This is a genomic window from Candidatus Aegiribacteria sp., assembly GCA_021108005.1.
In the GTDB taxonomy this organism is placed as follows: Bacteria; Fermentibacterota; Fermentibacteria; order Fermentibacterales; family JCC-6; genus Aegiribacteria.
The window spans coordinates 14,882-40,265 of the sequence record JAIORS010000154.1 but is presented as its reverse complement, the minus strand read 5'-3'; the positions used below and the strand labels follow the sequence as shown (position 1 = coordinate 40,265).

Annotated in this window: 24 protein-coding genes and 1 tRNA gene; 20 read left to right on the top strand and 5 right to left on the bottom strand. The window is 47.1% G+C overall.

Features of this window, described 5'->3' with window-relative positions; translation table 11 throughout:
- Positions 1-5 precede the first annotated feature (5 nt).
- The 8 genes from K8S15_09390 (at position 6) to K8S15_09355 (ending at position 7,865) form a co-directional block, all read left to right on the top strand.
- Positions 6-81 (top strand) — tRNA-Gly (locus tag K8S15_09390).
- Positions 82-86: 5 nt separating this feature from the next.
- Entirely contained in the window at positions 87-668 is a 582-nt protein-coding gene (locus K8S15_09385) for a hypothetical protein (GenBank protein ID MCD4776245.1), read from the top strand.
- Entirely contained in the window at positions 665-1,312 is a 648-nt protein-coding gene (locus tag K8S15_09380; GenBank protein ID MCD4776244.1) for a CDP-alcohol phosphatidyltransferase family protein, read from the top strand. Before K8S15_09385 ends, K8S15_09380 begins: the two co-directional genes overlap by 4 nt.
- Before the next feature lie 3 nt (positions 1,313-1,315).
- Positions 1,316-1,996: a hypothetical protein gene (locus tag K8S15_09375; GenBank protein MCD4776243.1), complete on the top strand. Its 681-nt coding sequence runs from the start codon at positions 1,316-1,318 to the stop codon at positions 1,994-1,996.
- Positions 1,993-2,919, top strand: coding sequence for a hypothetical protein (locus K8S15_09370; protein MCD4776242.1), 927 nt, complete (start codon positions 1,993-1,995; stop codon positions 2,917-2,919). The genes K8S15_09375 and K8S15_09370 overlap by 4 nt, the downstream gene beginning before the upstream one ends.
- A 1-nt stretch (position 2,920) precedes the next feature.
- Entirely contained in the window at positions 2,921-3,835 is a 915-nt protein-coding gene (locus tag K8S15_09365) for a hypothetical protein (protein MCD4776241.1), read from the top strand.
- Entirely contained in the window at positions 3,832-6,528 is a 2,697-nt protein-coding gene (polA, locus tag K8S15_09360; GenBank protein MCD4776240.1) for a DNA polymerase I, read from the top strand. Before K8S15_09365 ends, polA begins: the two co-directional genes overlap by 4 nt.
- Positions 6,528-7,865: a sulfatase gene (locus K8S15_09355; protein ID MCD4776239.1), complete on the top strand. Its 1,338-nt coding sequence runs from the start codon at positions 6,528-6,530 to the stop codon at positions 7,863-7,865. Before polA ends, K8S15_09355 begins: the two co-directional genes overlap by 1 nt.
- Before the next feature lie 31 nt (positions 7,866-7,896).
- On the opposite strand, the gene K8S15_09350 is transcribed toward K8S15_09355, so the two are convergent.
- Entirely contained in the window at positions 7,897-8,430 is a 534-nt protein-coding gene (locus tag K8S15_09350) for a hypothetical protein (protein ID MCD4776238.1), read from the bottom strand.
- Between the two features lie 94 nt (positions 8,431-8,524).
- On the opposite strand from K8S15_09350, the gene K8S15_09345 reads away from it, so the two are divergent.
- Positions 8,525-9,712 (top strand): ComEC/Rec2 family competence protein, encoded by a 1,188-nt coding sequence (locus K8S15_09345; GenBank protein ID MCD4776237.1) that lies wholly within the window; start codon positions 8,525-8,527, stop codon positions 9,710-9,712.
- Here the strand turns inward: K8S15_09345 and K8S15_09340 are convergent.
- Both K8S15_09340 and K8S15_09335 read right to left on the bottom strand, forming a co-directional pair.
- Positions 9,665-10,429: a hypothetical protein gene (locus K8S15_09340; GenBank protein ID MCD4776236.1), complete on the bottom strand. Its 765-nt coding sequence runs from the start codon at positions 10,427-10,429 to the stop codon at positions 9,665-9,667. The two genes, K8S15_09345 and K8S15_09340, sit on opposite strands and share 48 nt — an antisense overlap.
- 28 nt (positions 10,430-10,457) lie before the next feature.
- Positions 10,458-10,826: a response regulator gene (locus tag K8S15_09335; protein MCD4776235.1), complete on the bottom strand. Its 369-nt coding sequence runs from the start codon at positions 10,824-10,826 to the stop codon at positions 10,458-10,460.
- A 172-nt stretch (positions 10,827-10,998) separates the two neighbouring features.
- Between K8S15_09335 and K8S15_09330 the strand changes: the two genes are divergently transcribed.
- On the top strand, positions 10,999-13,338 hold the full coding sequence (locus K8S15_09330; GenBank protein MCD4776234.1) for a PAS domain S-box protein: 2,340 nt from the start codon (positions 10,999-11,001) through the stop codon (positions 13,336-13,338).
- Here K8S15_09330 and K8S15_09325 read toward each other — a convergent pair whose 3' ends face one another.
- Both K8S15_09325 and K8S15_09320 read right to left on the bottom strand, forming a co-directional pair.
- A complete protein-coding gene (locus K8S15_09325) occupies positions 13,339-13,899 on the bottom strand; it encodes an HAD family hydrolase (protein MCD4776233.1) in 561 nt (186 codons plus the stop codon). It lies immediately after the preceding gene.
- On the bottom strand, positions 13,899-14,840 hold the full coding sequence (locus K8S15_09320) for an NAD-dependent epimerase/dehydratase family protein (protein ID MCD4776232.1): 942 nt from the start codon (positions 14,838-14,840) through the stop codon (positions 13,899-13,901). Before K8S15_09320 ends, K8S15_09325 begins: the two co-directional genes overlap by 1 nt.
- A 148-nt stretch (positions 14,841-14,988) precedes the next feature.
- Here K8S15_09320 and K8S15_09315 point away from each other — a divergent pair, with 148 nt between their 5' ends.
- The 10 genes from K8S15_09315 to K8S15_09270 are packed head-to-tail and all read left to right on the top strand — an operon-like array spanning position 14,989 to position 25,327.
- Positions 14,989-15,990, top strand: a complete 1,002-nt coding sequence (locus K8S15_09315) for a D-alanine--D-alanine ligase (GenBank protein ID MCD4776231.1) — start codon at positions 14,989-14,991, stop codon at positions 15,988-15,990.
- A 4-nt stretch (positions 15,991-15,994) separates the two neighbouring features.
- Positions 15,995-17,032, top strand: a complete 1,038-nt coding sequence (locus K8S15_09310) for a threonine aldolase family protein (GenBank protein MCD4776230.1) — start codon at positions 15,995-15,997, stop codon at positions 17,030-17,032.
- A gap of 1 nt (position 17,033) precedes the next feature.
- Complete coding sequence (locus K8S15_09305) at positions 17,034-17,972, top strand: Gfo/Idh/MocA family oxidoreductase (protein MCD4776229.1); 939 nt, start codon at positions 17,034-17,036, stop codon at positions 17,970-17,972.
- Positions 17,969-19,069 carry a lipid-A-disaccharide synthase gene (gene lpxB, locus K8S15_09300; protein MCD4776228.1) on the top strand — a complete coding sequence of 367 codons (1,101 nt, stop codon included), beginning with the start codon at positions 17,969-17,971 and terminating at the stop codon, positions 19,067-19,069. Before K8S15_09305 ends, lpxB begins: the two co-directional genes overlap by 4 nt.
- Positions 19,056-20,939, top strand: coding sequence for a DUF374 domain-containing protein (locus K8S15_09295; GenBank protein MCD4776227.1), 1,884 nt, complete (start codon positions 19,056-19,058; stop codon positions 20,937-20,939). Before lpxB ends, K8S15_09295 begins: the two co-directional genes overlap by 14 nt.
- Positions 20,926-22,017, top strand: coding sequence for a tetraacyldisaccharide 4'-kinase (gene lpxK / locus K8S15_09290; protein MCD4776226.1), 1,092 nt, complete (start codon positions 20,926-20,928; stop codon positions 22,015-22,017). Before K8S15_09295 ends, lpxK begins: the two co-directional genes overlap by 14 nt.
- 58 nt (positions 22,018-22,075) lie before the next feature.
- On the top strand, positions 22,076-23,623 hold the full coding sequence (gene nadB, locus K8S15_09285) for an L-aspartate oxidase (protein MCD4776225.1): 1,548 nt from the start codon (positions 22,076-22,078) through the stop codon (positions 23,621-23,623).
- 41 nt (positions 23,624-23,664) lie between these two features.
- Positions 23,665-24,138: a C40 family peptidase gene (locus K8S15_09280; protein ID MCD4776224.1), complete on the top strand. Its 474-nt coding sequence runs from the start codon at positions 23,665-23,667 to the stop codon at positions 24,136-24,138.
- Positions 24,135-24,584 carry a hypothetical protein gene (locus K8S15_09275; GenBank protein ID MCD4776223.1) on the top strand — a complete coding sequence of 150 codons (450 nt, stop codon included), beginning with the start codon at positions 24,135-24,137 and terminating at the stop codon, positions 24,582-24,584. The genes K8S15_09280 and K8S15_09275 overlap by 4 nt, the downstream gene beginning before the upstream one ends.
- Positions 24,584-25,327, top strand: coding sequence for a class I SAM-dependent methyltransferase (locus K8S15_09270; protein ID MCD4776222.1), 744 nt, complete (start codon positions 24,584-24,586; stop codon positions 25,325-25,327). Before K8S15_09275 ends, K8S15_09270 begins: the two co-directional genes overlap by 1 nt.
- Positions 25,328-25,384 lie beyond the last annotated feature (57 nt).

Sequence of the window (25,384 nt, the reverse complement as noted above, 5' to 3'; positions counted from 1 at the left end):
CCGGAGCGGGTATAACTCAGTTGGCAGAGTGTCAGCTTCCCAAGCTGAATGTCGCGGGTTCGACCCCCGTTACCCGCTCCATGTTTATGCTCTTTTCCGCGCTTCTTCTGTTCTGCTCTCTTGTCACAGCTTCAGTTAACGACCAACAGGATTTCTGGCTTCTGGCTTCAGGGTACGGAATCATGGGTGATTCGGTAACTTCAACGTATACGAGTGAGATATTTCTTCTGCAGCAGTTAAAAAATGGCAACAGAAAAGCGCTAATCCCTCTTGTGCGTCTTTTCGTCTCATCCGGCAGAATCGATGATGCTGAAATATGGATGGAGGGCCGGGGAGAAGTATTGCCAGTTACAAGAAGGGATCTTGGAATAGCTCTTTCGTGGTACGGACGCTTCGATCTGTACAACGTAATATCCATAGATATCAGCATTCCTCCGGACATCGAAGACGACGATTACGCTCCTACAATTGCCGCCATCCTTTACAAGGGATGGATGAACACTTCACCGGATGGTTGTTTTCATCCGAACCTTCTTGTGGGATCGTCTGAACTCGAACTTGTTTCGCATGAATTTTTCCCTGTGTCATTTCACTGGGAAAGGGACTGGATCGGAATAAAATCCCTTGACAGCCTCTTTGTTGCAGGCGCCAGGGAGAGAAATCGATGAACACTGATCCAGCAACTGGTAAGAACAGGATTTTTCTGAGACAACTGAATCGGGAAGTTCAGGAAAAAGCTCAGCAGATAGCCGACAGTTTCGCGATTCTTCCCGCAGCGATAACATGGCTACGTTTTCTTGGAGCCGGCATGGTAATTATGATGGTTTACGGTTCGTTGTCCCTTGACTTTCTTTTCTGGGTCATTCTTGTGTGTGGTATTTCAGACTACCTTGATGGATGGCTTGCAAGAAGATTAAAAAAAACCTCCTATCCCGGAAAGGTCATGGATTTTACGGCCGACAAGCTTTTCATTTCCGTTTCACTGATAGCATTATCCTTCTCCCTTGGCGCCATTGATACTGTTGTAGCCAGCATACTGGTCGGATATCATCTTCTTTTGCTCTTTTCACTTTCGGCTATATCCTGGAGTATTCATGTTCCTGTTGTAACAATCACTACGGGTGAGCGTCTCGCGGTGTTGTTCAGTTACCTTCTTCTGATGACAGCCGCCGGAAGGCTGGCATTCCCCCATAAGCAGATATTCCAATCACTTCATACTCCACTGACAATAATAGCTCTGCTATCAGCTTTTACAGGCCTTCTCAGTTATCTTCGTCTACTGAGAAGGTTGCTTTCACGATTTCTGGAGTAAACAATGCTTATATACTATTCTCTTTTGTTTTCACTGTTTCTTTCATCGGGAGCGGAACTGGAACTATCCGGCGATTTTGTTGAAGCAGGACGTGCATATTTCGAAGATAACGACACCGCAGGTGAATCAAGAATACTCACTGGATTTCTTGAGGAAGCCCTTTATTCAGGCAGCAATACTCATGCTTTTGATCTATTATTGCAGCTTGAGTGTTTTCCAATTGAATCCTCCTTCTTTGATTTCTGGTATGCGCGATTGAGCTGGAACTGCGGACTTTCTGAATTCGCCTGTATGACTTTGGATTCCATTCATGGAAGCCGATGGCTGGAAAGCAGAGCAAAGGGGCTTGCCGCCCAGTTCAGGGGTAACGGAAACAGCGCGGCTGAGTACTTCAGGCTTTCCATTGACCTTGCTGCTTCGACCAGGCAGCGGTTTTATTCCGCGCTTGATCTGAGTTTTGCACTTGTACAAACCGGCAGATACGAAGAGGCTGAGGATATAGCAGTTTTTCTTTCCAGCTGCTTTCCCGGAGAAGGCTTACCGGTTATCTCCCTTGCCCTGAGCCTTCATGAGCAGAACAGGTTTGGCGAGTCCATGTCCGTACTGCAGTCGCTTTACGGGGGAGATAAATACACTTCAATTACGAAGCATTTTGCCGCAACACTCCTGGAGGATCTGGAATGAAACTCGCAATGGGAAAATTGTTGAGAAACACACTTGGAAAACCGCTGAGCTTAAGAAAGCTTAACAGCAGGATCATTCACCTGCCCGATGATCTGCTTAATCCGGACGGTTTTCTGCTAATCGCGGGAACCGTGGAATCGGACATCTGGCCGGCTGTATACATGGCAAACGCTCTTCAGACGGAATTTCCGAAAAAGATCCTCACAGTCATCTGCAGCAGAAGAGACAATGAGCTTTTCAACATGCTGCGGCTTCGCCCCTCAGTTCATTCATACTCAGGGCACCCTGAAATACCTGATACGATAGAAGGCAAATCTTTTTCCGATGGAACAGTCCTCGTATACCCATACGCGAACGTCAACAGTAAAATGGAAAGATTACTGGGTAGTACTTCCTGCGGAATAAGGATGGCTCCTGTCAATCATTCGTCGCCGTACATAAATTTCAGAATAAAGACTGAATCGGATATTTATCCGGATATTCTTTTGGAGATGTGCAACGCTGTAGGGATTACATTCGATCCCAATTGGAAACCTTCGCTTCCGAGAAAGGTAGAAAAGGCTGCGGAAAGAATGATGGCTCCGGTTTCAGGAAGGATGCTGCCTTATATAGTCACCACATCTTCTGCAATTTCAATTCTTGAGAAGAGCAGGGCTGAAATACCACTGAGAACGATTTCTCTATCCGGCAGGAACTGTGATTTCACTACACTGGACAGAGATGTGAAGACTGCGATTATCGCCGACGCTTCCGCCGTGATAACCGATTCGGATGATATCTGGGGAGACGCATGCGCATTCGGCGTGCCCGTTGTAGGCCTTGATAAATCGAACAGCTTCATCAAATGGACAGGCGGAGAACCGGCATCGAATGAGAGTGATTTCGTTGAGGCCTGGGTTAAACTGCTGAAAAAAGGATGGTGAATTGAATCTGGTAGTCAGAACTCCCAACTGGCTAGGTGATCTGGTCATGTCACTTCCTTCGATCTCGTTGCTCGAGAAAAAATACCCACAGATGAGTTTATGGAGTCATTCAAGGGTATCGGGACTAATTCCCGTTTTCTTTCCTTCACTGAAATTGTATACAGATAATAGAATAAAGGGGGCTGGATTCACAAACCTTCTTCTTATGACCGATTCCTTCAGATCAGCGTTACAGGGCTTTATGTCAGGGATACCTGAACGAATCGGGTACGGAACAGACATGCGGAGCCTTCTTCTGACAAAGGCAATCAGCCACCCTTCAGATCGCCGTCATCACCATTCCGATGATTACATGTTTCTTGCATCGGAAACCGGCGCGACCGGAAATGCCGTGACTCCAAAGCCATCGGTTGAAGCTGAAGGTTCTCCGCATATTGCTTACTTTGCGGGTGCAAGGTATGGAAGCGCAAAAAGATGGTCCCGATTTCCGGAACTTGCTCGACACCTATGCGAAAGCACAGACCTTCCGGCCGTATTTTACGGTTCCAGTGAGGAGGATGATGTTCTACGCGCGGTTTCCTCCGAAGTACCCGGTGCTTGCGTCAGAACCGATCTCGCTCTTCCGGACCTGGTCTCCCATCTGCTTTCCGCTGTTCTCACGGTTGGAAACGATTCCGGGGGCGTGCATGTCTCAGCCGCGATCGGAATTCCGACAGTTACCGTATTCGGTTCAAGCTCTCCGGTATGGACAGCTCCATTGGGGCGTTTCACTGAAACAGTTACGTCTGACAGGGCATGTTCACCATGCTTCAAACGCAGATGCCCCTATGGAATTCCTGAGTGTCTGAACGATATTTCCTCTGAGGTGGTTCTTACAGCCTGCGAGGAACTAATGGAAAAGGCTGATCGCATATGACTAAAAAAGAATACTTTCTCATCGACAGCCATGCGCTGCTCTACAGAGGATATTTCGCGATGCTACGGAATCCTCTGCGGGCTCTGGATGGAACTAATACCAGTGGTCTGTTTCACCTTGTAAGGGAGATAATTGACCACAGAGAATCCCGTTCACCGGATACTATTACTATCGCTGTATTCGATCACCCGTCACCAACTTTCCGCACGGAGATGTATCCCGAATACAAAGCTAACCGTCCGTCTATGCCGGATGAGCTTAGAAGCCAGTCTGAGTATGCCAGAAGACTTATACCTGCATTGGGAATCCCTCTTCTTGAGAAGGAGGGACTTGAGGCCGATGATATTATAGCATGGCTTACACAGGAGGCTGTTTCAAGAGGTGATACGGTTGAAATTCTGTCATCCGACAAAGACCTTCTTCAGCTTGCTGATGACGGTGTGACGATTATCCGGCCTGGCAGGGGAAACAGCCCTGAAACCATTGTCAGGAAGAACGATGTAAATAGTATCATGGGTGTAAGAGCTGACCAGGTTGCGGATCTTCTTTCACTGACAGGCGATTCTTCCGACAATATTCCCGGCGCAAAGGGTATAGGCCCTAAAACCGCCGTTAAACTGCTTGATGAATTCCAGAGTATTGACGGCATTTACGGATCAATCGATGATGTATTACCTGATTCTGTTCGGAGAAAGCTTAAAAACAGCAGGAAAACGGTACTTCTCAGCAGAAAGCTCATATCCCTTAAACCTGCTCAGAAAATGGATATTTATCTTGATGACCTTTCAATGAAGCTTCCCGATGCCGAACTTGCTTCCGAGTTACTCACTTCACTTGGAATGCAGAGCGTTCTCTTAAAGCTGGGTATCAGTCCCGCAACCGATCTATTCAGCGGATGGGGAAATACATCTCCAACGGAATGGTGTTCGACAACCATCATTAAAAGTTTGAACGAACTTGAAGAATATTGCCTTAACCATTCAGAGAATGAGCTTCTTGCGCTTGATACAGAAACCACATCAAAATTTCCATTTCAGGCGATTCCTGTCGGGATATCACTGACTACATCGGAAGACGGCGCACTCTACATTCCCCTTTCCGGCCCCGATGCCCTTCCGATAGATAAGGTTGTAACAATTCTGAGAACCATTCTTATAAACAGGCTGATTGTGGCTCAGAACGGGAAGTACGACATTCATATACTTGAATCCATTGGCCTTGAAATACGGGGGTTGAGCGGTGACCCGATGATAGCGGATTATCTTCTCAGACCCGAATTCAGGTCACATTCACTTTCCAACCTTTCCATAACCTGGCTGGGAAGGCATATGATCGACTACAGCGACGTTCTTGGGAACGCAGCAACTCTGGCCGATGTGAAGACGGAAACAGTCGCTGAGTACTGCTGCTGCGATTCAGCGGCTGCACTGAATCTGAACGGTGTGTTGAGAAAAGAGCTCGAGAAGGATGAGAAACTTCTTAAAATATATGATACACTCGAACTTCCGCTGGTTAAAGTAATCTCGAATATGGAGAAAAGGGGAATCGGCCTTGATATCGAGTCACTCCATCTGCTGGAAATAGAATTCTCCGATTCTATCAGAGAACTTGAAGCGAAAGCCGCGGAAACCGCCGGTTTTCCTATCAATCTAAACAGTCCGGCGCAGGTTTCCAGAATACTCTTTGACAGTCTCGGACTTACTCCTGCGGGAAAAACCGGAACCGGAGCCAACTCCTCAAGTATGGAAGTTCTTGAAAGACTCAGGGGAAAGCACAGGTTCGTAGAAACCGTAATTGAACACAGGGAACTATCCAAGCTGCTTAACACTTATATAAGAAAACTGCCTGAATACGTCTGCGAGAAAGACGGCATGATACACACCAGTTTCAGCCAGACAGTCACAGCAACCGGCAGATTGAGTTCCAGCAGCCCTAACCTTCAGAATATTCCCGTGAGGACCAGCAGGGGCCGCGAGGTGAGAAAGTGTTTCGTACCCGGGAAAGACGGTCATGTTCTTATTACGGCTGACTACTCCCAGATCGAACTGCGCATTCTGGCGCATCTGGCCGGTCCGGGTAACCTGAGAAGAGCGTACGAACGGAACCTGGATATCCACAGTTCCACTGCCGAGGCCCTTTTTGGCGATGCCTCTCCCGAGCACAGAAGAAAGGCCAAGGAAGTGAATTTCTCAATACTCTACGGCATCAGCTCCTGGGGACTGAGTAAAAGGCTGAACATCAGCAGAGGGGAAGCTGCGGGTATCATTGACAGATACCTCGATAACTATCCTGAACTGAAAACCTTTTTCAGCAGATGCGTTGAATATGCTGAGGAACACAATGAAACAAGAACGATTCTCGGGAGAAGACGCGAGTTCAAGGGTTTTAAATCGGCAAAGGGAGCAAGAAGAAATTCGATGGAACGAATGGTGATTAACACAACAGTTCAGGGGTCCGCTGCGGATATCATAAAAATAGCGATGCTTAACGTTGACCGCAGTTTGCGTCATTCGCAAATAAATGCCGGACTTGTTCTCCAGGTTCATGATGAGCTTGTGGCAACGGCGCCTGAAAGGTACGCCGTTGAAATTTCCGGAATAATCAGGGATGAGATGGAATCGGCCTTCGAAATGAGCATTCCTATGGTCGTTGATACCGGCTGGGGCAGAAACTGGATGGAGGCGCAACACTGATGGGTCTCATCAAAACAGTTTCACTGTCCGTTGTCATCCTTACACTGCCAACGTGCGGCAGACAGGTTGATGATACGGTTTCTGGAATGAACGTGCTTCTGATAATTATAGATACACTGAGAGCGGATCATCTTGGTTACTGGGGATACGAAAGAGATGTTACCCCAACACTTGACAGCCTGGCCACCTCAGGTACCGCATGGATGGAAACACAGGCACAGAGTTCATGGACGCTTCCTTCCGTAGCATCGATGCTGACCGGTCTTTCTCCAAGAGAGCACAGCGCTGGATCTTCTCACGGTCAAATGTACGGACTGTCATCTTCCATTCCCACGGTGCAGTCTATTCTTCACTCCAGGAGCTGGCAGACCTGCGGTATTTTCAATGTAATTTTTCTAAATGAGGATTTTGGGTTTCACAGAGGATTCGATCATTTTGACTGCCGGGGCGTTACGGAAGACATCGGATGCAGACGGGCTGACCAGACGGTTGATGACGCGCTGGAATGGCTGGACGAACTCGATAATGAATCTCGTTTCTGCGCTGTACTGCATTTTTATGATCCTCACATGCCTTACGACCCGCCATCTCCTTACGATACCCTGTACGCTGATCCATTCAATTACGCTCTCCGCAGCGGTGAACAGCAGCTGAGTATTATGCGTTCAGTAAACAATGACAGCGCTGAGATCACAAATGAAGGGTTGAAATATCTGATAGACCTGTACGATGGTGAAATTGCGTTCACAGACGCGGAAATTGGCAGACTTCTCAATGAAATGAGAAACAACGGTCTTACCGACAGCACCCTTGTAATTGTAGTAGCCGATCATGGGGAGGAATTCCTGGAACACTCGGGAATCGAACATGGCAGAACCCTGTATCAGGAGGTTACTCATGTACCACTTATTATCAGCGGACCCGGTGTTCCCGCAGGTGCTGCTATAGATGCACCCGCAGCACATATTGATATTCTTCCGACAATCCTTTCGTACCTGAATCTTGAGATTCCCGACGGGCTTTCCGGACGAGACCTGCTGAACTCAGAATATACGGAGTTCTATATTCCGGCCAGCAACCTTCTCTGGTGTGAAATACAACAGGCTTCGGTAAGAAGAGACAGTTTAAAGGTGATATGGAATTCCGATGGAAGCGGAGTTGAGTACTACAACCTTTCATCGGACCCCGGTGAACGGATCCCGCTTCCTGACGCTGACGCTGCGATGATAGAGGCTGCTGAGTTCTACTGGGCAACACCGCCTGTCGCAGAAGCACCGCGCGTATCCTTCACTGAAGCCGCAAACCACCAGCTCAGGGATATCGGATATATCAGATAGTGTTATTGAAGAACAGGCTGATAAATGCGGGTTATTCCGCTATTTCATCAAATTTAAGCCATTTCCTGCGCTGAATTTCTGAAGCGACAATAGCTGCGGTGCTCGATACGTTTATACATTTCCTTCTTCCAGACTGTGGAAAATAGACGCTGATATCAGCCATTTCAGCGATTTCAGGATTCAATCCATCCGCTTCGTTACCAAGCATGAAAGCGCTTGAAAGGTCAAAACTGGCTTCCCAGATTGGGACAGCGTCCTCTGAATTTTCTACAGCCACAAGTATCCTTCCGCTGTTTTTTGCCCATATAGCAGCTTCTGCGGCTTCATTGAAATACCTCCAGGGAACAACTGCATGAGTTCCGCGCGAGGAATGACTGAGTTTTCGGTTTCCCGGCCTGCAGCATATTCCGGTCAGGAATACTGCGGCAGGAAGAACAGCTTCTACAGTTCTGAAAACCGATCCCACATTGAAAGCGCTGCGCAGGTTGTCCAGTATGAATAAAGGCATACCACTTGAACTGCATAAAGATTCTGAGTAAACTGTAGGTACAATGGTTTTAAACAAAACGCTCTTCCTGTTCACTGCTTTGTTTCTGGCAGGGTATTATACACCACTTCGTTGCTCTTCTCAAATATGGTTTGCGGCTATTCCCGCAGGAATGGCTTTGGCAGCCCTTGGTTTCCGGAAATGCGGGATCATCCTTTTGTGTATCGTCTCAGTCCTTGCCGGTTCATACCTTGACGATAATGAAAGACAGCCACCCTCATATAAAGATTCAACATCCGGTGTGTGGCGCTGCAGGGTAGAAACAACTACTACCGCCGGGGCGCTCTTAACTACTCCAATGGGATATACTGTCTGGTCATCTGACAGAGGGCTTGCCCGATCGGTCAGCAGGGGTGATTCGGTAGTGATAATCGGTTCTATTGATGGTGCGTTCCTCGAAAGCTCCGCGTTTCGATCTATTCCCTCAACTTCACTTCATGATCGTATCAGGAAGGCTTCTTCATTCAGTCTCACCGAGAGTATACCATCAAAAGAAACCAGTTCACTGGCTTCAGCTCTTCTTGTGGGAGAGAGGGGGTATCTTCCGCGATCTGTTCGCAATGTTTTCAGTGAAACCGGCACATCACACCTTCTGGCTCTTTCGGGACTTCATGTAGGAATTCTGTCAACTGTAATGCTCCTGATTTTTCGCAAACTTTTCGGAAAAGGCTGGTTATCGATACTCGCAGTTATTCTGGTAGCCTTCATCTACGTATTTGTTTCGGGAGCAAGGGCATCTACTGTAAGGGCTGGTGTAATGCTTCTACTTGTACTTGTCCTTCTGCATTTATCGGGCAGAACCCCTGATCTGCTCTTCGTCTGGTCGGTTGCTGTGCTGATTCTCACTGTCGTCTCATCGGGAGGTGTTCTGAACGATGTTGGTGCACAGATGTCATTTGGCGCGGTATTAAGCCTTATAGTTCTGGGTAAGAATTTTGCGGGAAAGCCAGGCTGGATACTGTCTATCGCATATGCCGGAGTCGTTGTGACTGTAGCGCTGGCTCCTCTTGTCTCATTCACATACGGCGGTATTAGGCCTGTAGCTCCCATTGCAACGGTAATCTCGGTCCCGTTCATGCTCGGAACCATGCTTACAGGATTTTTGACACTGCTGTTTCCATTTATTTCGGCCGCATCGATACTGACTGAATGGATCGTATTCACCTGGCTCGCAATTCTTGAGATTCTGAAATCCGGCAGGATAGTGTTTCTTGAATGGATGTTCTGGCTCTGGCCAGTCTGCCTTATTACTTTATGGTTCCTCTCCAGAAGAAGAGGTTTCCGGCACAGGTTCCGGTGATGTATCTTCTTCTGCAGGTGTTGTATCTGGCGTTTCTTCAAGTATCTCGAAAACTATCTGGATATTGCCTTCGTTGTTCATGGCGTCTTCCATATTATCAAGACCTGTAGCCTGTATTCTCCCGCCAAGCGGAAGGGTAAGCATGAGTGTATCGCCCGGAAGCATACCGTAGGCTTCGCGGTATTTTCCCATTGAAGTTACTATGAGAATTACAAGGCCATCGTAACCTCTCAGAGCATCTCCTCTTGATATTGCCCGGTATATACCGGGAGCCATCTGAATGCTTCTGGCTCGTTCAAGTATTGCAAGATGGTAAGCAGCGGAAACAGTCACGGATGGAACAACATCAGGAATTACAGGGAGAAATCTGATCGTGTCTGAAACAGTGGGAGTAGTGATAATTATTGAGACGGAATCCTCAAGACCCGGTGTAGGCTGCCATGTAACACTTCTTCCATCAGCAGTAATATCACCGGTTTCTATGAACGTTCCCTTTGAGCATTCCCATACTGCCTCGTTGCCATCGCTCCGGATTGTTGAAAATGTTGTGGTTCTGCCGCCTTCAAGATTCATTGAGGCAACAATGTGAAGTTGATTCTGTTCCTGTCCGTCGCATTGTGAAGAAAACCATAACACAAAAACGCCGGCTGGGAGGATAAATGGAAGCACGAGACCAAGAAACTTCAGATACTTGTTTTTGTGTCTTTTTTTCATCATCTATTAAATATTATCGTTCTCTTCACTTTCATGAATCCAGAAGATCTTTTACGGCTTCACTGAGTTCTTTGATGGATATCGGTTTCTGAAAAGTGTACTGCGCTCCCATTGAAGACGCTATTTTAAGATAACCTTCAGGTGAGATAGAACCGCCTCCTGAGAATGCAATTATCTTTGCGTCAGGTTTTATTTTCCGGAGCTCGCGTATGGTTTCAATACCTTCCATATCCGGCATGATGATATCCGTGATTACAACGTCAACATTTTCAGTGCTGAATTTATTAAGCGCGGTTTTGCCATCAGGGGCGTCAATTACATCGTAATTTTCGTTTTTGAATGCCTGTGTAAGCATTTCCCTTATCATAGGATCATCATCAACTATCATTATTAGTGCCATAATACCTTCATTTCATTAAAATTCTTAATAGTAACATATGGTATACGTAGGAAAACAACAATAAGACTCACGCTGAAATTCGGGCTAATAAACCATTGTTGCATATTCATCCCTTTTTACAATAGATTCTATACATTGATAATTCTACAGGTAGAATACGAAGGAGTTTCATATGTCAGATTCAAGCGGTATTGAGCGTACTGCGACAACAATGGGTGAAACTTTCTTTGATTCTCAGGGCGCAGGTGTATTTGTTTCCGATTCTGCCTCCGCCGGAATCGTTGAGGCCAACAATGCAGCTTTGAAAATGTTGGAAATGCCTGCAACCGCTGTGATCGGAAAACTCTGCGGTTTTTTCCTCAAATCGGCCGATAATAAACCTCTTCTGCCTTCAGATGAAGCCGTTCACGGCAGCCTTAAAATATACAGGGGCCGGACAATCCCCGTTATTATTTCAACGTCTGAGTGTTTTATTGGAAAACATAAAGGCCTCATCCATTCCTTCATCAGGCTACCGGAAACGGCTGAAGAGGAAATACGTGTGGAAACGCACACTGATCAGTATATAGATCATGCAAACAAGATAGACTCCAGTTTGTTCGGCGAAGAGAAATTCAGAGTAATCACGGAATCAATCCAGGACGCAATCATCATGATGAACGATGAAAAAAGTATTTCGTTTGTGAACTCGGCAGCCTGCAGAATGTTTGGCTATAAAGTAGATGAAATGATGGGGAGGAACCTTCACGAAATGATAGCTCCCGAACAATACCTCGATTCTTTCGGAAAGGGGTTTGAAAATTTCAAAAACACAGGTGAAGGAATCGTGGTGGGGCGTACACTTGAAATAGAAGCCCAACGTAAGAACGGCAACATATTTCCGGTTGAACTATCAGTATCCTCAACTAAACTGAATAGTAAATGGCATGCGATAGGCATAATACGGGATATTACAGAAAGAAGAAATGCGGAAAACAGGATCATTGAAACCAGTGAAGCCGCAGAGAACGCATCACGCACGAAATCCGAATTTCTGGCGAACATGAGCCATGAAATCCGCACACCTCTTAATTCAATAATAGGGACCACCGATCTCATGGCTGATACGGAACTGAACGATGAACAGAAAAAGTATCTTGAACTCATGCGATCCTCAGGAAAGAGCCTTCTTGCACTTGTAAACGATATACTTGACATTTCAAGGATCGAAGCTGGAAAGGTCATTCTGGAAACCATCCCTTTCAATATCAGAGATACTTTCCGTAAGGTGATAGATACTTTTATACTGCGGGCTGAGAAAAAGGAACTTCTACTTTCGTGCGAGTTCAGAAACGATGTACCTGAATACCTTGAGGGTGATCCAAACAGGTTAATGCAGATAATTATCAACCTGGTAGGAAACGCTATCAAGTTTACAGAATCCGGCAGTATTAAAGTCTTCATTGAAAACAGCGGAATATCAGATGGGAAAGTCCTTATTAGTTTCTCAGTTGTTGACACAGGAATCGGAATCCCGCCCGCAAAACTTGAGAGTATTTTCAGCAGTTTCGCCCAGGCTGATCCTTCGGTAACCAGAAAATTCGGCGGCACGGGACTTGGACTGACAATATCAAAAAAACTGGTACGCCTTATGAACGGAACAATTACAGTCGACAGTCAGATTGACCAGGGCAGTAAATTCTCTTTTACATCTGAGTTTGGTGTTCATCGTGAATCAACTGATGAAAAGAAATCAAAAACTGCTTCAAAGGAGCAGTATGAGATTTCGAAGGAAAGCCTCAGAAACCTTAGAATACTGCTTGTAGATGATTCACCTGATAACCGATTCCTGGTTAAGGCCTTCCTCAGAAAAGAGCCCTGCCTTGTAGTCGAAGCTGTGAACGGAAGCGAAGCGGTTGAGAAATATCTCCAGGAATACTGGGATATTATTCTGATGGATATGCAGATGCCCATAATGGATGGATACAGCGCAACAGAGAGAATCCGGAAGATTGAACGCGAGAATAAGCTTGAGCATACACCAATTGTTGCCCTTACCGCACATTCTATAAACACTGAGATTAAGAGATGTCTTGATGCCGGATGTGATGTTCACCTTGCGAAACCTGTCAGCAAGGTTGCTCTTATCAGACTTATAGGAGAACTAACCGGTGAGGTTGAGAACATTGACGATAGAAACGATGACCCGGCTGAATTACCTGAACGAGCGGGAGAAGGAATAAAAGTCATCGTTGACCCGGAACTCATGGAATTGATTCCAGGCTATATCAGTCATCGAAGGGAAGATATCGTGAAACTGCGCAATCTCCTTAAAAAGCGTGAGTACAGAGATATCGAGAGATGCGGTCACAGTATGAAAGGCTCTGGATCAGGCTACGGGTTCGATGGAATCACACTGATAGGAGCCTTCCTCGAAAAAGCTGGAAAATCACAGAGTAAAAGGAAAATCGAGGAAGGTATCGATAAGCTGGAGTATTACCTTGAGAATCTCGAGATTATCGAGGACAGCTGATCAGTCATTCGCTGAATTCTCAAGGATTAACTTTACGGCAGAAGAGATGTTTTCTGTAACTTTCCAGGGTTCAGGCAGATATTCCGATACTATTCTCTTCAGCTGATCCCTGCCGCGACCTGTGAGAACAAGGACTGTCTTCAATCCGGTTCTTCGGCCGAGTTCCATGTCAGAATTAGCATCACCAACGATGTATCCTCCATCGGGCAGATCAAGTTCGCGCCTTGCGGAATCTACCATACCTGTACGGGGTTTTCTGCAATCGCATCCGTCATCGGGATGGTGAGGGCAGTAGTAAATGCCCGTTATCATCCCCCCGGCCTTTCTGACAAGAGAAATGAGGTGCCTGTGTATTTCCTCGACATCGGAAATACGACAATATTTTCTGGCAATTGCGGACTGGTTCGTAATAACTATTACAGGATGCCCTGCATTACTGAGATCCGTGATGGCATCAACAGCTCCGGGAAAGGGAATCCATTCTTCCAGTGATTTAACGTAATCACTTCTGTTTATATTTATAACCCCGTCCCTGTCAATGTAAACAGGTTTTGCCGCCATCAGCCCATGGCCAGTCTTGAGCGGTGGTATTCAACCAGTTCCCTTAATCCGGTTTCAAACTCGATCTCCGGTCTCCAACCAAGAATTTTGTTGGCCTTTGTACTGTCAAGAGATATTTTGACTATCTCTTCCGGCAGGGCAGGACCGAAAGAGGGGGAAAGGTCAGTTCCAATATAACCTCGGATTATTCTGTCCAGTTCGATCACGGATTTCCCGGTACCGAATCCAATATTGAATATCTCTCCTGAGATATCATCTCTTGAGAGGTCCATCGCCATCCAGTTGGCCCTCGCGATATCTCTTACATGCACGTAATCCCTCTGCTGCATTCCATCCCCGTTTATAACCGGAGGCTTGCCGGTGAGGTAAGCAAGTGTGAAAATGGCTGTAACACCGGCTTCGCCGTAGGGATTCTGCCTTGGACCATAAACGTTGGGATACCTGAGTACAACGTAATCAAGACTGTACAGGTACCTGTAAAGGAAGAGGTAGTGTTCAGCTGTGTGCTTGCTTATACCGTAATGGCAGATTGGATTGATCGGGTGGTCTTCGGTAACAGGAATGGTATCAGGTTCACCGTAAACGGCGCCGCCTGTAGATGCGTAAACAACCCGTTTTACACCACCTTTTCGCGAAGCTTCAAGAATGTTCAGCATTCCCTTAATATTCACATCCGCGTCGAAAAGAGGTTCCCTTACGGACCTTCTGACATCCATCTGGGCTGCGTGATGGCATACGATATCGAAGCTTCCGGTTGAGACCAGTTCAAATGCCCCTTCACTTCTTATATCCAGTTTATGAAATACAGCTTTTTCGTTAACATTTTCCATGAATCCTGTTGAAAGGTCATCCATTACATGAACTTCCCAGCCCTTTTCTATCAGGTAATCAGTGATATTGGAGCCTATAAAGCCGGCTCCCCCCGTGATCAATACTTTCATAAAGCCTCCGGTGCTTATCTGCGGTGAAGTGTCCCTGCCGGATATACAAAGTAATCGTATATTAGTATTCAACAAACGTCCTGGTAAAACTACCAACGGGAATTGTCCGGTCAAGACCCATACCGGGCTGATCAGTTCAGGAGGAACTATGAAAATTCTTCAACTTTCCGGAGGAAAATCCGCCGAACGTGAAATATCATTAGTATCAGCCGCCTTCGTCAGAAACGTACTTGAGGAATCAGGACACGAAGTAATCCCGGTTGAGATCAGCATTGACGGCCGGTGGTCTCTGGAAGGCGCTTTTCTTGAAATCAAAACAGGACATTCCGTATGGAAACTGCTGCGGAACGGTTCTGAAATCACCTTTGACGCGATCTTCCCGGTTCTTCACGGACCATTTGGTGAAGACGGTACCGTTCAGGGGCTATGCGGTATGGCCGGATGGCCCTGTGCCGGGGCAGACGTTATGACTTCAGCCTTAGCGATGAATAAAATAACAACGAAAGAACTGGTTTCATCTCGCGATATTCCAGTTCTGCCATGGAAGAGCTATACCATTCAATCTCCTCCATCACCTGAATCGTTACCTCCTTTGCTGTATCCTGTTTTCGTAAAGCCGGCAAGGATGGGATCAAGTGTTGGAATTTCAAGAGTCGATTCCCCTGAAACTCTACAGGATGCAGCTGATCTGGCATTTCGGTTCGACAACCTGATTCTCATTGAAAACGGACTTGAGAACGCGAGGGAGATTGAGGTAGCCCTTCTTTCCGAATCAGGTACGATATCCTCTTCTGTAGCAGGCGAAATTCTTCCCGGTCATGAATGGTACGATTTTTCGGCGAAATACAACTGCGAAGGGTCAGAATTACTGATTCCCGCACCTATTCCTGATACTCTTTCAAACAAGATAAGATCATGTGCAGAAAATTGTTTTGCGCTGCTTCAGGGAAGCGGATTCGCGAGGGCTGACTTTCTTCTTGATGAAGATGGTAAATTCTACTTCAACGAGATAAACACGATACCCGGTTTTACAGAAATCAGCATGTTCCCAAAGCTCTGGAATGCATCCGGAGTAAGTCCCTCAGAGGTTATTAACAGAATCCTTGATGAGGCTGTCAGGTATCACCGCCGTTCAGCGGAACCTGAGTGAATACGTGAAAAGAATTAGAGTTGATCTTCGCAGCGATACCGTAAGCACACCAGGGCACGCGATGCGTAACGCTATGGCCAGGGCAGAGGTGGGAGACGATGTATTCGGCGAAGATCCTACCCTTAATCATCTTGAAGGCGTTATGGCTGAAATGACCGGATTCGACAGGGCTGTGTTTATGCCCACGGGCACAATGTCCAATGGAGTGGCCATAAGAGCTCTTACTTCTGCGGGAGACGAGGTGGTATGCGGCAGCAGAAGCCATGTATATCTCTACGAAAGAGCTCAATACGCTATGCTGGGCGGCCTGCAGATGCACAGGATAGATGAATCAGAAAGTGGCTGCATTCCACCTGCTGATGTTGAAAAGGCTTTATCCAGACGCATTGACCAGCATTACGCTCCAAGAACACTTGTCGCGCTTGAGAATACACAGAATATCATGGGGGGTCTTGTACTGCCGGACAGCGAGGTTAAAGAAATCGTAGATATTTGCGGCGCGAACAACGTTTCAGTTTACCTTGATGGCGCAAGGGTATGGCATGCAATATCAGCAACAGGAAAAACACTCAGTGAAATACTTTCAGGCTACGATATGGTCTCCATGTGTTTCTCAAAGGGGCTTGGATGTCCTGTTGGCTCAATACTTGCATGTTCGACAGAGGATGAATATGAAGTTCGATGCCTGCGCAAGCAGCATGGAGGCGGAATGCGTCAGGCCGGCATTCTTGCAGCGGCCTGTCTTTACGCACTCGAACATAATCTCACTCAGCTCTCCAGAACACACCGTTTCGCAAAACAGCTTGCAAAGGGTATAGCCCATTCACCGATTCTGAAGATGCTGAATCCGGACCCTCAAACCAACATAGTTATAGCTGAAACCCCGGAAGGCAAGGCCGGGTTCATAGCAGATGCACTTGCAAACCTTGAAATAGGTTGTCTGGCGATTTCGCCATCCAATTTGAGATTCGTCACACATCTTTCACTTTCCGAACGTTCGGTCAAGTACGCTGCCGACATTCTGTCGGCATTTGGAGGATAATATGATTACAGGAGTTATCGGGACAGGTCATCTGGGTTACCATCACGCAAGAATTCTCGGAGAAATAACTGGAAGAACCGTTCCCATATTCGACACTGACAATGAGAGAATGAAAATACTCTCCACTGAACTGGACGTCAGACCCTTCAGAAGGCTGGATTCCTTTCTTGAGGAATGTGATTCCGCAGTCGTTGCCTGTACAACTTCAAGCCATTATCAGGTTGTGATGAAAACCCTTAAGGCCGGTGTGCATGTCCTTGTGGAGAAACCTATTGCCTCAGGGACCGCAGAGGGGCAGGAAATGGTTGACCTCGCAGAAGAGGCAAATCTGATTCTTGCCGTGGGCCACGTAGAACGTTTTAATCCTGCAATACTGGCTGCTGCGGAACTTATCGATGAACCACTGTTTGTGGAAGGTCACAGAATGGCTCCTTTCAATCCAAGGGGAACCGATGTTTCGGTTGTTCTGGATCTGATGATACATGATATCGACCTTGTGCTTTCCTTCGTCCGTTCTCCTGTTGTTTCAGTTCATGCTTCCGGTGTGCCGGTACTCAGCAATAATGTTGATATCGCCAGCGCAAGGATAGAATTCCGGAATCGCTGTGTGGTAAATATGACTGCCAGCAGAATATCAAGGGAACAGGTCAGAAAGCTCAGGTTCTTCCAGCACAGGAACTACGTATCAGTTGATTTCGCGTCAAGGAAAGTTGAAGCCTTTAAAGTGGTTGACAGGAAAATCATGCCCATATCGGTAACAGTATCGGAAGGCGACGCGCTTACTGCCGAGCTGAACGATTTCAGATCCTCCTGCGAAACAGGCTGTTCTCCCACTGTAACGGGACAGGATGGTCTTAATGCCCTCAGATCAGCACAAATTATCTCAGGCAGAATAAAGGAATCGCTGGATGAAGTAATGAAGGATATTTCTGACGGATGAGAATCGTAATCTCAGCTGGAGACCCATCCGGTGATATCAGGAGCGGAGAACTCCTTGAAGAGCTTACGAAGATGACTCCCCTGGAAGTATCAGGGCTGGGAGGCAGGAATATTCAAAAAGCCGGCGGTAAGATTATCTTCAGTCTTTACGACTATTCTGTCATGGGTTTTGCTGAGGTGATATCCTCTCTTGCCAAATTCCGCAGTCTTCGCAGTCGCATGAAATCGCATATTCTCGCAGTCGATCCTGATATTGTTCTTCTTGTCGATTATCCGGGTTTCAATATTCCCCTTGCCATCTGGGCAAAGAAAAGAGGTTACAGGGTCGTATATTACATTTCTCCGCAACTCTGGGCGTGGGGGAGGGGGAGGGTCAGGAAGATTCGAAAGTCAGTAGATCTGATGATCACTCTTTTTAAGTTCGAAGTTGATTTCTACAGAAGATACGGCGTTCGAGCTCTTTGTTCCGGACATCCACTCGCTGATTCAATCCCGATACATTTTGAATCCGAACCGGGCAGGAAAATCGCCTTTCTACCAGGAAGCCGCCGACAGGAAATTTCGCTTCTCCTGAAACCTATGATGGATTCCTTCATAATTCTAAGGGACTCAGGGGTTGTTTCAAACGCTACCGTTGCGGTATCCTCTGACGTTCCTTCAGACCTCTACGAATCGGCGGGCAGCATTAAGGGCGTAGAACTGGTTTACTCTGTTGGAGATGCCCTTGAAAACGCGTCCGCCGCTGTAGTCTGTTCAGGCACAGCGACGCTTGAAACGGCCATGTGGGGAATACCTTTCATAATAACGTACAGGACATCTCCGCTAACCTACTTTCTTGCCAGAATGCTCGTCAGGGGCGTTTCGAAGATAGGGATGGCCAATCTTGTGGCGGGTTCGGAGATAGCCGCGGAACTCATTCAAAAAGAAGTTTATCCTGAGAATATCGTACGCTATGTAAAACCGCTTCTTGAAGATACTGAGGCCAGAAGAAGATCGCTAAGCGGGATGAAACTGGTCAGGGAAGCACTTGGATCGGAAGGCTCCTCCGAAAGGGCAGCCCGGTACATACTTGAAGAAACTTCAGATGAAATCTCCTGACCTGATTAAGCTTTCGCTGTTTCTGGGGAGGATATTCTTCAGACTGGAAGGTCTCACATGGAGGGTACGTTACATCAGACCACTTTCCGGAAGGGCCGGCAGAGCCAGAAAAATGCCCGCGTTCTTCGCACTATGGCATGCAAGACAGCTGCCGCTTATCCATACGCATAGAAACGAGGGGATTACAATACTTGTAAGTCTCAACAGGGATGGCCAGTACGCAGCGAATGTTCTTCATTCCATGGGTTTCAGAACTGTAAGAGGGTCAAGCTCAAGAGGCGGCATGAAGGCTGTTCGATCCATGGCAGTTTTACTAAGGAACGGTATCGATTGCGTCATAACACCTGACGGTCCCAGAGGGCCTGCAGAGGAAGCAAAAAACGGCATTGCCCACATCGCGCGTTTGGGAAAACGTCCGGTAATACCTGTAGGAGCTTCCGCCTGGCCGGCTTTTCGATTCTCATCCTGGGATGGTTTTATGCTTCCTCTGCCCTTCGCGCGGGTCTATGTTGTTGAGGGCAGACCTGTACCCCCGATGAAAAGGGAAGACGATCTGCAGCACTGGACTGGAAGAATTGAGGCAGAACTGAACAGGGTCACTGCCTCTTCCGATCTTCTGGCATCGCTTTCCGCAAAGTTCACAAGCGGTATTCTGAAACTTCTGGGAACCGTTCTGCGTCCATTAATATCCATAGTTCTCTTATTCAGGCCGAACAGGGAGCGGAAGGAGAGAAAAGGATACGTGAAAATGTCCCCCGACAGACCCGTTTGGCTTCATGGTTCATCGCTCGGTGAGTTAAACGGACTCATTCCTTATGCGGAATTCCTTAAAGGGAAGAACGTACCGGTATGGATTACCTGTTTTACGCCATCCGGACGTTCTTTCATAGATAAAACGGGGCTGGACGGAAGCTATATCCCTCTTGATGTTTCTCGATTCGCGGAGCGGTTCATCCAGCGGATACGTCCCAGGGCATTCATTCTGGCGGAAACGGAGATATGGCCCAATACTATTCTGAAATCGATTGAGTCTGGAATTCCATGCATGATGATTAACGCCAGGCTTTCCGAAAAAAGTTCAGCGCGATACCGTTTTCTGGGCTCATTTCCCGGAAAACTGCTGTCCTGCTTCACGGGTATTCTCGTGAGAAGCGCTTCCGACATGAAAAGGTACATTTCGATGGGTGTCGACGAGAGAATTCTGAACCTTTCGGGGGATTCAAAAATATTGACAGACCATGGAGACCCTCCGCTGGAATGGCGCACCGCACTGAATACAGATAAACCTGTCCTTGTCGCAGGCTCTACCAGGAAAGGTGAAGAGGAAATCCTTCTGAAGGCTGCCGAATCGGCAGGTTACTTCCCGGTAATAGCGCCGCGTCACCTTGACAGGATAGATAGCGTAAAAAATCTGATGACCGGTATGGGTTTCAAGCCGGTTAAATGGTCGGAATTGACTGCATCATCTTTTGAAGCGCTTGATTTCGACAGCGTTCTGGTAGATGTTCATGGAGAACTTGCTCAAATGTACGGTGTCGCTGAAGCGGCATTCGTTGGAGGTACCCTCGTCCCGATTGGAGGGCATAATGTGCTTGAACCGATCATGCGTGGTATACCCTTGATCGTAGGCCCTTATTACAGCAATTTTATGGAAGTCGTGAATAAGTTGTCTGCAGCGGGTATGACATACATCGCCTCATCACAGGAAGAGATAACCGATATACTTGTCAAGCTGTCCACACTTATCATCAAGGAAAACACGGTCAAAGCGGAATTCGAAAGTATCAGAGAAAGCATACTTGATGACTTCGCATCGATGATCAGACGAGCGGGAATTATAGAAATGGATAAAGCGGATGAAAAGACCTGATGCGCTATTCGGGAAGATAGTATCCAGGGAGGGCAGATACGCATGGGCGGGATGGTTTCTCATGCCTTTCGGATGGCTTTACGGTCTTCTTGCTTCCATAAGAAGAAGATGGTACGAATCCGGAAATAGACAGTTTCATCTTCCGGTACCTGTGATAAGCGTTGGTAATATTGAAGTGGGCGGTACCGGTAAAACGCCTGTTACCATATGGCTTGCCAACCGTATTGCGGGAATGGGGTACAATGTATCAGTAGTAGCACGGAACTTCGGCATTCGCGCTCATGCCTGCAGGGTTAGACTGGACAGCGACGCGGTCAGAGACGATTTCACCGACGAGGTTCTTCTCCTTGCCGAAAGTCTTATCGGCAGGAGCAGCGTATACGCTGGAAAATCAAAAACAGAAGCAGCGCTGAAAGCCTATCGCGGTGAGAAACCCGATATAATTATTATTGATGACGGATTTCAGCATCTGCAGCTTTACCGTGATATTGAACTCCTCGTTCTCGATTTCTCGAGTCCTTTCGGTCAGGGAGGCATCATTCCTTCGGGTACACTCAGAGAATTCCCATCTGTCATCTCCAGGGCCGACCACATCTGGATAAACCGCATACCTTCCGGCATGTCCGCGGAATGGATAAAGAGACGGGTCTTAGATTATAACTGGAAGGCTCCCGTTGAGTTCAGCAGGATCAAACATACTGGAGTGAGACTTGTAAACGGAAAAGCTCTGACGAATATTCCAGAGAGAACGGTTCTGGCTTTCTGCGGTATAGGTAAACCGGAGAGTTTCCGCAATTCCCTTGAGGAAGCCGGAATAAGGCTTGAGGATCTTGAGGTTTTCCCTGATCATCATGTCTACTCAGAGAGTGATATTGAGCATCTGAAGTGTGTTATGCAAAGGACAGGAGCTTCAGCGCTTATAACAACGGCCAAGGATGCCGTAAAGCTTCAGGGCATCCCGGATACCGGCGATATCCTCGTACAAACCATGAATCTTGAGGTCAAGGGAGCTGTGCAGGAACTGATGAACGATATCCAAAATAATATAGATATGTACAGAAATAGGAATAGAAAATAAGGAAGCAAGATTGAATAATGAAGCCATAGAAACCGATGTTCTGATCATTGGGGCCGGCATGGCAGGGCTGACATGTGCTCTCGCCCTTCCGGAGGATATTGATATCCTTCTGATCAGTAAAATACCTATGCCCACAGGCAGTACTTCCCTCGCGCAGGGAGGACTTGCGGCAGTAGTTTCCGAAAATGACAGTTTTGAGCTGCACCTGAAGGATACGATAAGTGCTGGAGGAAGTCTTGTAGACGAAACAGTGGCAATGGATATCATATCCAACGGTCCGGAACTTATTAGGCGACTGTCACTCTGGGGCGTAGAGCTTGAGGGTTCTTACGGAAACGGGAAGGGAGGTATAGAGGGCGGACACAGTGTACGGCGCGTACTTCACCACAAAGACAGAACCGGAAAGCTCATAAGCGAAACACTGAGCGAATGCTGTGCCAAACGGAAAAACATTACGATTATTGAACCGGCATTTGCGGTTAACCTCCTTACCGCCTCCAGAGAGATGCCTGAGCTCGTTGAAGGCGCCGTGGACAGATGCATAGGCGCTCATGTTCTTCACAACGGAACGATTACCACTGTCCTTGCGGGAGAAACTGTAATTGCTACCGGCGGTTCGGGCAAAGTATACCGGTATACCTCCAATCAGGATTCCGCTACGGGAGATGGAATAGCCATGGCCTACCGGGCAGGACTGCCCCTTAAGAACATGGAATTCTATCAGTTCCACCCAACCTGCCTTTTCCATCCTGATAAGCGTAATTTCCTGATTACTGAAGCCCTGAGGGGAGAAGGGGCGGTGCTTATCAATCTCAATGGTGAAAGATTCATGGAAAACTTCGATCCGGTGAGAATGGAACTGGCTACAAGGGATATAGTTGCAAGGGCTATTGATTCGGAAATGAAAAGATTCGGCAACGATCATGTCCTGCTTGACGCATCGCACCTTGGCAGGGAGAGGCTGACAAATTCCTTCCCCGAAGTTACCGAGGGCGTCACCTCTGTCGGGATCATTCCCTGGGAAGAACCAATACCTGTTGTTCCCGCCGCCCACTACATCGTTGGCGGAATTGAGGCCAGAACCGACGGCAGAACCACAATGAACGGCCTGAGAGCGATAGGTGAGGTATCCTGCACAGGACTTCATGGAGCAAACCGTCTTGGCAGTAACAGTCTTCTTGAAGCCGGCGTGATGGGGCTTAAGGCAGCAGAATCTATTCCCGACACATTTTTACACTCGAGTGATTTCCACGCAAGAGACTGGTCCTTCGGCAGAGCTAAACCACTAAAGGAAAACGTGCTTCTTGATCACGCATGGGCAGCCATAAGAAGCGTCATGTGGGATTATGTAGGAATAGTGAGGTCCGACAGAAGACTAAATCGAGCCCTCAGGATAATAGATGTCCTGGCAGATGAGATAGAGGAGGATTATTGGTCTCTTCTTCCCGTTACTGAGCTGCTGGAACTACGGAATATCTGCACTGTAAGCAGAGCTATTGTAAGATCCGCTCTGCGAAGAAGGGAAAGCAGAGGCCTGCATTACAGCCTTGATTGCCCCAATACCATGCAGCCTCCAAGGGATACTATAATCAAGATAGTACTATGAAAAATACACTGTATTCTCTGATTTCACTGTTTTCTGTTCTGATGTTTGCATCCTGCGGTTCAACTCCTGTATACAGGGGAGATGGCATACATTGTTCTGGCGGAGACTGGTCCGAAATTGCCTCCACAGGGGGAAGTCCCAGGACCTCAACCGATAACAAGATGATGAACGAAATAGACTCATGGATGGGAACACCTTACCTGTACGGTGGTGAGAACCGTTCAGGTGTTGACTGCTCAGCTTTTACGCAGGCAGTCTACAGTTCCATAGACATTACAATTCCACGTACCGCCAGCCAGCAGGCCGCCGCTGCAGAAACCATTAATCCCTCGATTCTCAAGTTCGGCGACCTCATATTTTTCAACACATCCGGATCCGGCATTTCTCATGTGGGGATCTACATCGGCAACGGTTTCTTCGCCCATGCTTCTTCCAGCCGGGGAGTTGTACGGGAGTCACTCTCAAAAGAATATTACTCAAACAGAATAGTATCAGTGGGAAGGTTCATGGAATGACAGTTGTATTTATTATTCTCGCATCAGCCGCTTTTATACCGGAGCAGTTTATACCAGTAGAGGGTTTCATCGATCTTGATAATACAGCAACACCTGCAAGGTTTGGCCTCCTGCTTGTAACGGGAGATGATTCTACATCCAATCTTCAGATGGCGGAACTCATTCTCTCATCCATGGACAGTCTTCCTGCAGTGGCTTCTCTTGATCTTTATGTGATATCACCGGATAAATCCGGCTATCAGGAAATAGCCCTGCTGTGTGGTGAATATTCCGATCTCCCTTCCACTTTGGTGATGGTCGGACATTGCGGTTACATTGAACTGGATCCTGTTTTCCTTACTGTTGAGATAATCGATGCATGGTATACCTGGGGCAGCCCGGGCTCCAGAAGGACAGGTATCTGTAATTTCTGCCGAAGATGCAATCCCTTAATTCAGGAGCAATAATGAAATGGTTCGAACAAAGTGATTTCTGGGAACTGACCTTTCCTTTCATGTTCCCCGAAACCAGGATAGATAAGGCTGAGCAGGATATTCCTTCAGTTCTTAACCTGTCTGGAATAAACGAAGGGCACATTCTCGATTTGTGCTGCGGTCCTGGAAGGTTCTCCGTTCCACTTGCAAGAATGGGATTCAGTGTCACAGGAGTTGACTCAACTGCTTTTCTGCTGGACATTGCCCGGAACAGGGCTTTACTTGAAGAAATCGATGTCGAACTGATACATGAAGATATGCGGGTATTCCGTAGACCAGGAGTTTACGACCTTGCACTGAACATGTTCACATCGTTTGGTTACTTCGAAAAACATTCCGATAATATGAAAGTCCTTCTGAATTTGAACGAATCCCTGCGGCGGGATGGAGTACTCGTAATAGAAATAATGGGCAAAGAAACACTTGCCTCCATTTTCCATCCGGTAACAGTTGAGGAAACGGATGAAGGTCTGCTGCTTATCCAGAGACACAGAATCGTTGATGGCTGGAATCGAATTGAAAATGACTGGCTTCTGATTGAAAATGAGAGAATTCTCGGAAGGTGGAAATTTTCACACTGGATATACAGCGCAACAGAGCTTAAAAGCATGCTTGAAGAAGCCGGGTTTTCGAATGTAGAGATTTACGGTAACCTTGAAGGAGGACCGTACGATTCGGAATCGGGAAGATTGATAGCGGTTGCTACATCCGGATAAGAAGCATTATATACCGTTTGCTAAATAATCTTAATCAGAAATACTCAAACACTCTGG

Excerpts from the sequence above, each read along its gene's own strand:
- K8S15_09385 (MCD4776245.1), top strand. The coding sequence starts at position 87 with ATGCTCTTTTCCGCGCTTCTTCTGTTCTGCTCTCTTGTCACAGCTTCA.
- K8S15_09380 (MCD4776244.1), top strand. The coding sequence starts at position 665 with ATGAACACTGATCCAGCAACTGGTAAGAACAGGATTTTTCTGAGACAA.
- K8S15_09375 (MCD4776243.1), top strand. The coding sequence starts at position 1,316 with ATGCTTATATACTATTCTCTTTTGTTTTCACTGTTTCTTTCATCGGGA.
- K8S15_09370 (MCD4776242.1), top strand. The coding sequence starts at position 1,993 with ATGAAACTCGCAATGGGAAAATTGTTGAGAAACACACTTGGAAAACCG.
- polA (MCD4776240.1), top strand. The coding sequence starts at position 3,832 with ATGACTAAAAAAGAATACTTTCTCATCGACAGCCATGCGCTGCTCTAC.
- K8S15_09355 (MCD4776239.1), top strand. The coding sequence starts at position 6,528 with ATGGGTCTCATCAAAACAGTTTCACTGTCCGTTGTCATCCTTACACTG.
- K8S15_09345 (MCD4776237.1), top strand. The coding sequence starts at position 8,525 with ATGGCTTTGGCAGCCCTTGGTTTCCGGAAATGCGGGATCATCCTTTTG.
- K8S15_09340 (MCD4776236.1), bottom strand. The coding sequence starts at position 10,429 with ATGATGAAAAAAAGACACAAAAACAAGTATCTGAAGTTTCTTGGTCTC.
- K8S15_09335 (MCD4776235.1), bottom strand. The coding sequence starts at position 10,826 with ATGGCACTAATAATGATAGTTGATGATGATCCTATGATAAGGGAAATG.
- K8S15_09330 (MCD4776234.1), top strand. The coding sequence starts at position 10,999 with ATGTCAGATTCAAGCGGTATTGAGCGTACTGCGACAACAATGGGTGAA.
- K8S15_09325 (MCD4776233.1), bottom strand. The coding sequence starts at position 13,899 with ATGGCGGCAAAACCTGTTTACATTGACAGGGACGGGGTTATAAATATA.
- K8S15_09320 (MCD4776232.1), bottom strand. The coding sequence starts at position 14,840 with ATGAAAGTATTGATCACGGGGGGAGCCGGCTTTATAGGCTCCAATATC.
- K8S15_09315 (MCD4776231.1), top strand. The coding sequence starts at position 14,989 with ATGAAAATTCTTCAACTTTCCGGAGGAAAATCCGCCGAACGTGAAATA.
- K8S15_09305 (MCD4776229.1), top strand. The coding sequence starts at position 17,034 with ATGATTACAGGAGTTATCGGGACAGGTCATCTGGGTTACCATCACGCA.
- lpxB (MCD4776228.1), top strand. The coding sequence starts at position 17,969 with ATGAGAATCGTAATCTCAGCTGGAGACCCATCCGGTGATATCAGGAGC.
- K8S15_09295 (MCD4776227.1), top strand. The coding sequence starts at position 19,056 with ATGAAATCTCCTGACCTGATTAAGCTTTCGCTGTTTCTGGGGAGGATA.
- lpxK (MCD4776226.1), top strand. The coding sequence starts at position 20,926 with ATGAAAAGACCTGATGCGCTATTCGGGAAGATAGTATCCAGGGAGGGC.
- nadB (MCD4776225.1), top strand. The coding sequence starts at position 22,076 with ATGGCAGGGCTGACATGTGCTCTCGCCCTTCCGGAGGATATTGATATC.
- K8S15_09280 (MCD4776224.1), top strand. The coding sequence starts at position 23,665 with ATGTTTGCATCCTGCGGTTCAACTCCTGTATACAGGGGAGATGGCATA.
- K8S15_09275 (MCD4776223.1), top strand. The coding sequence starts at position 24,135 with ATGACAGTTGTATTTATTATTCTCGCATCAGCCGCTTTTATACCGGAG.
- K8S15_09270 (MCD4776222.1), top strand. The coding sequence starts at position 24,584 with ATGAAATGGTTCGAACAAAGTGATTTCTGGGAACTGACCTTTCCTTTC.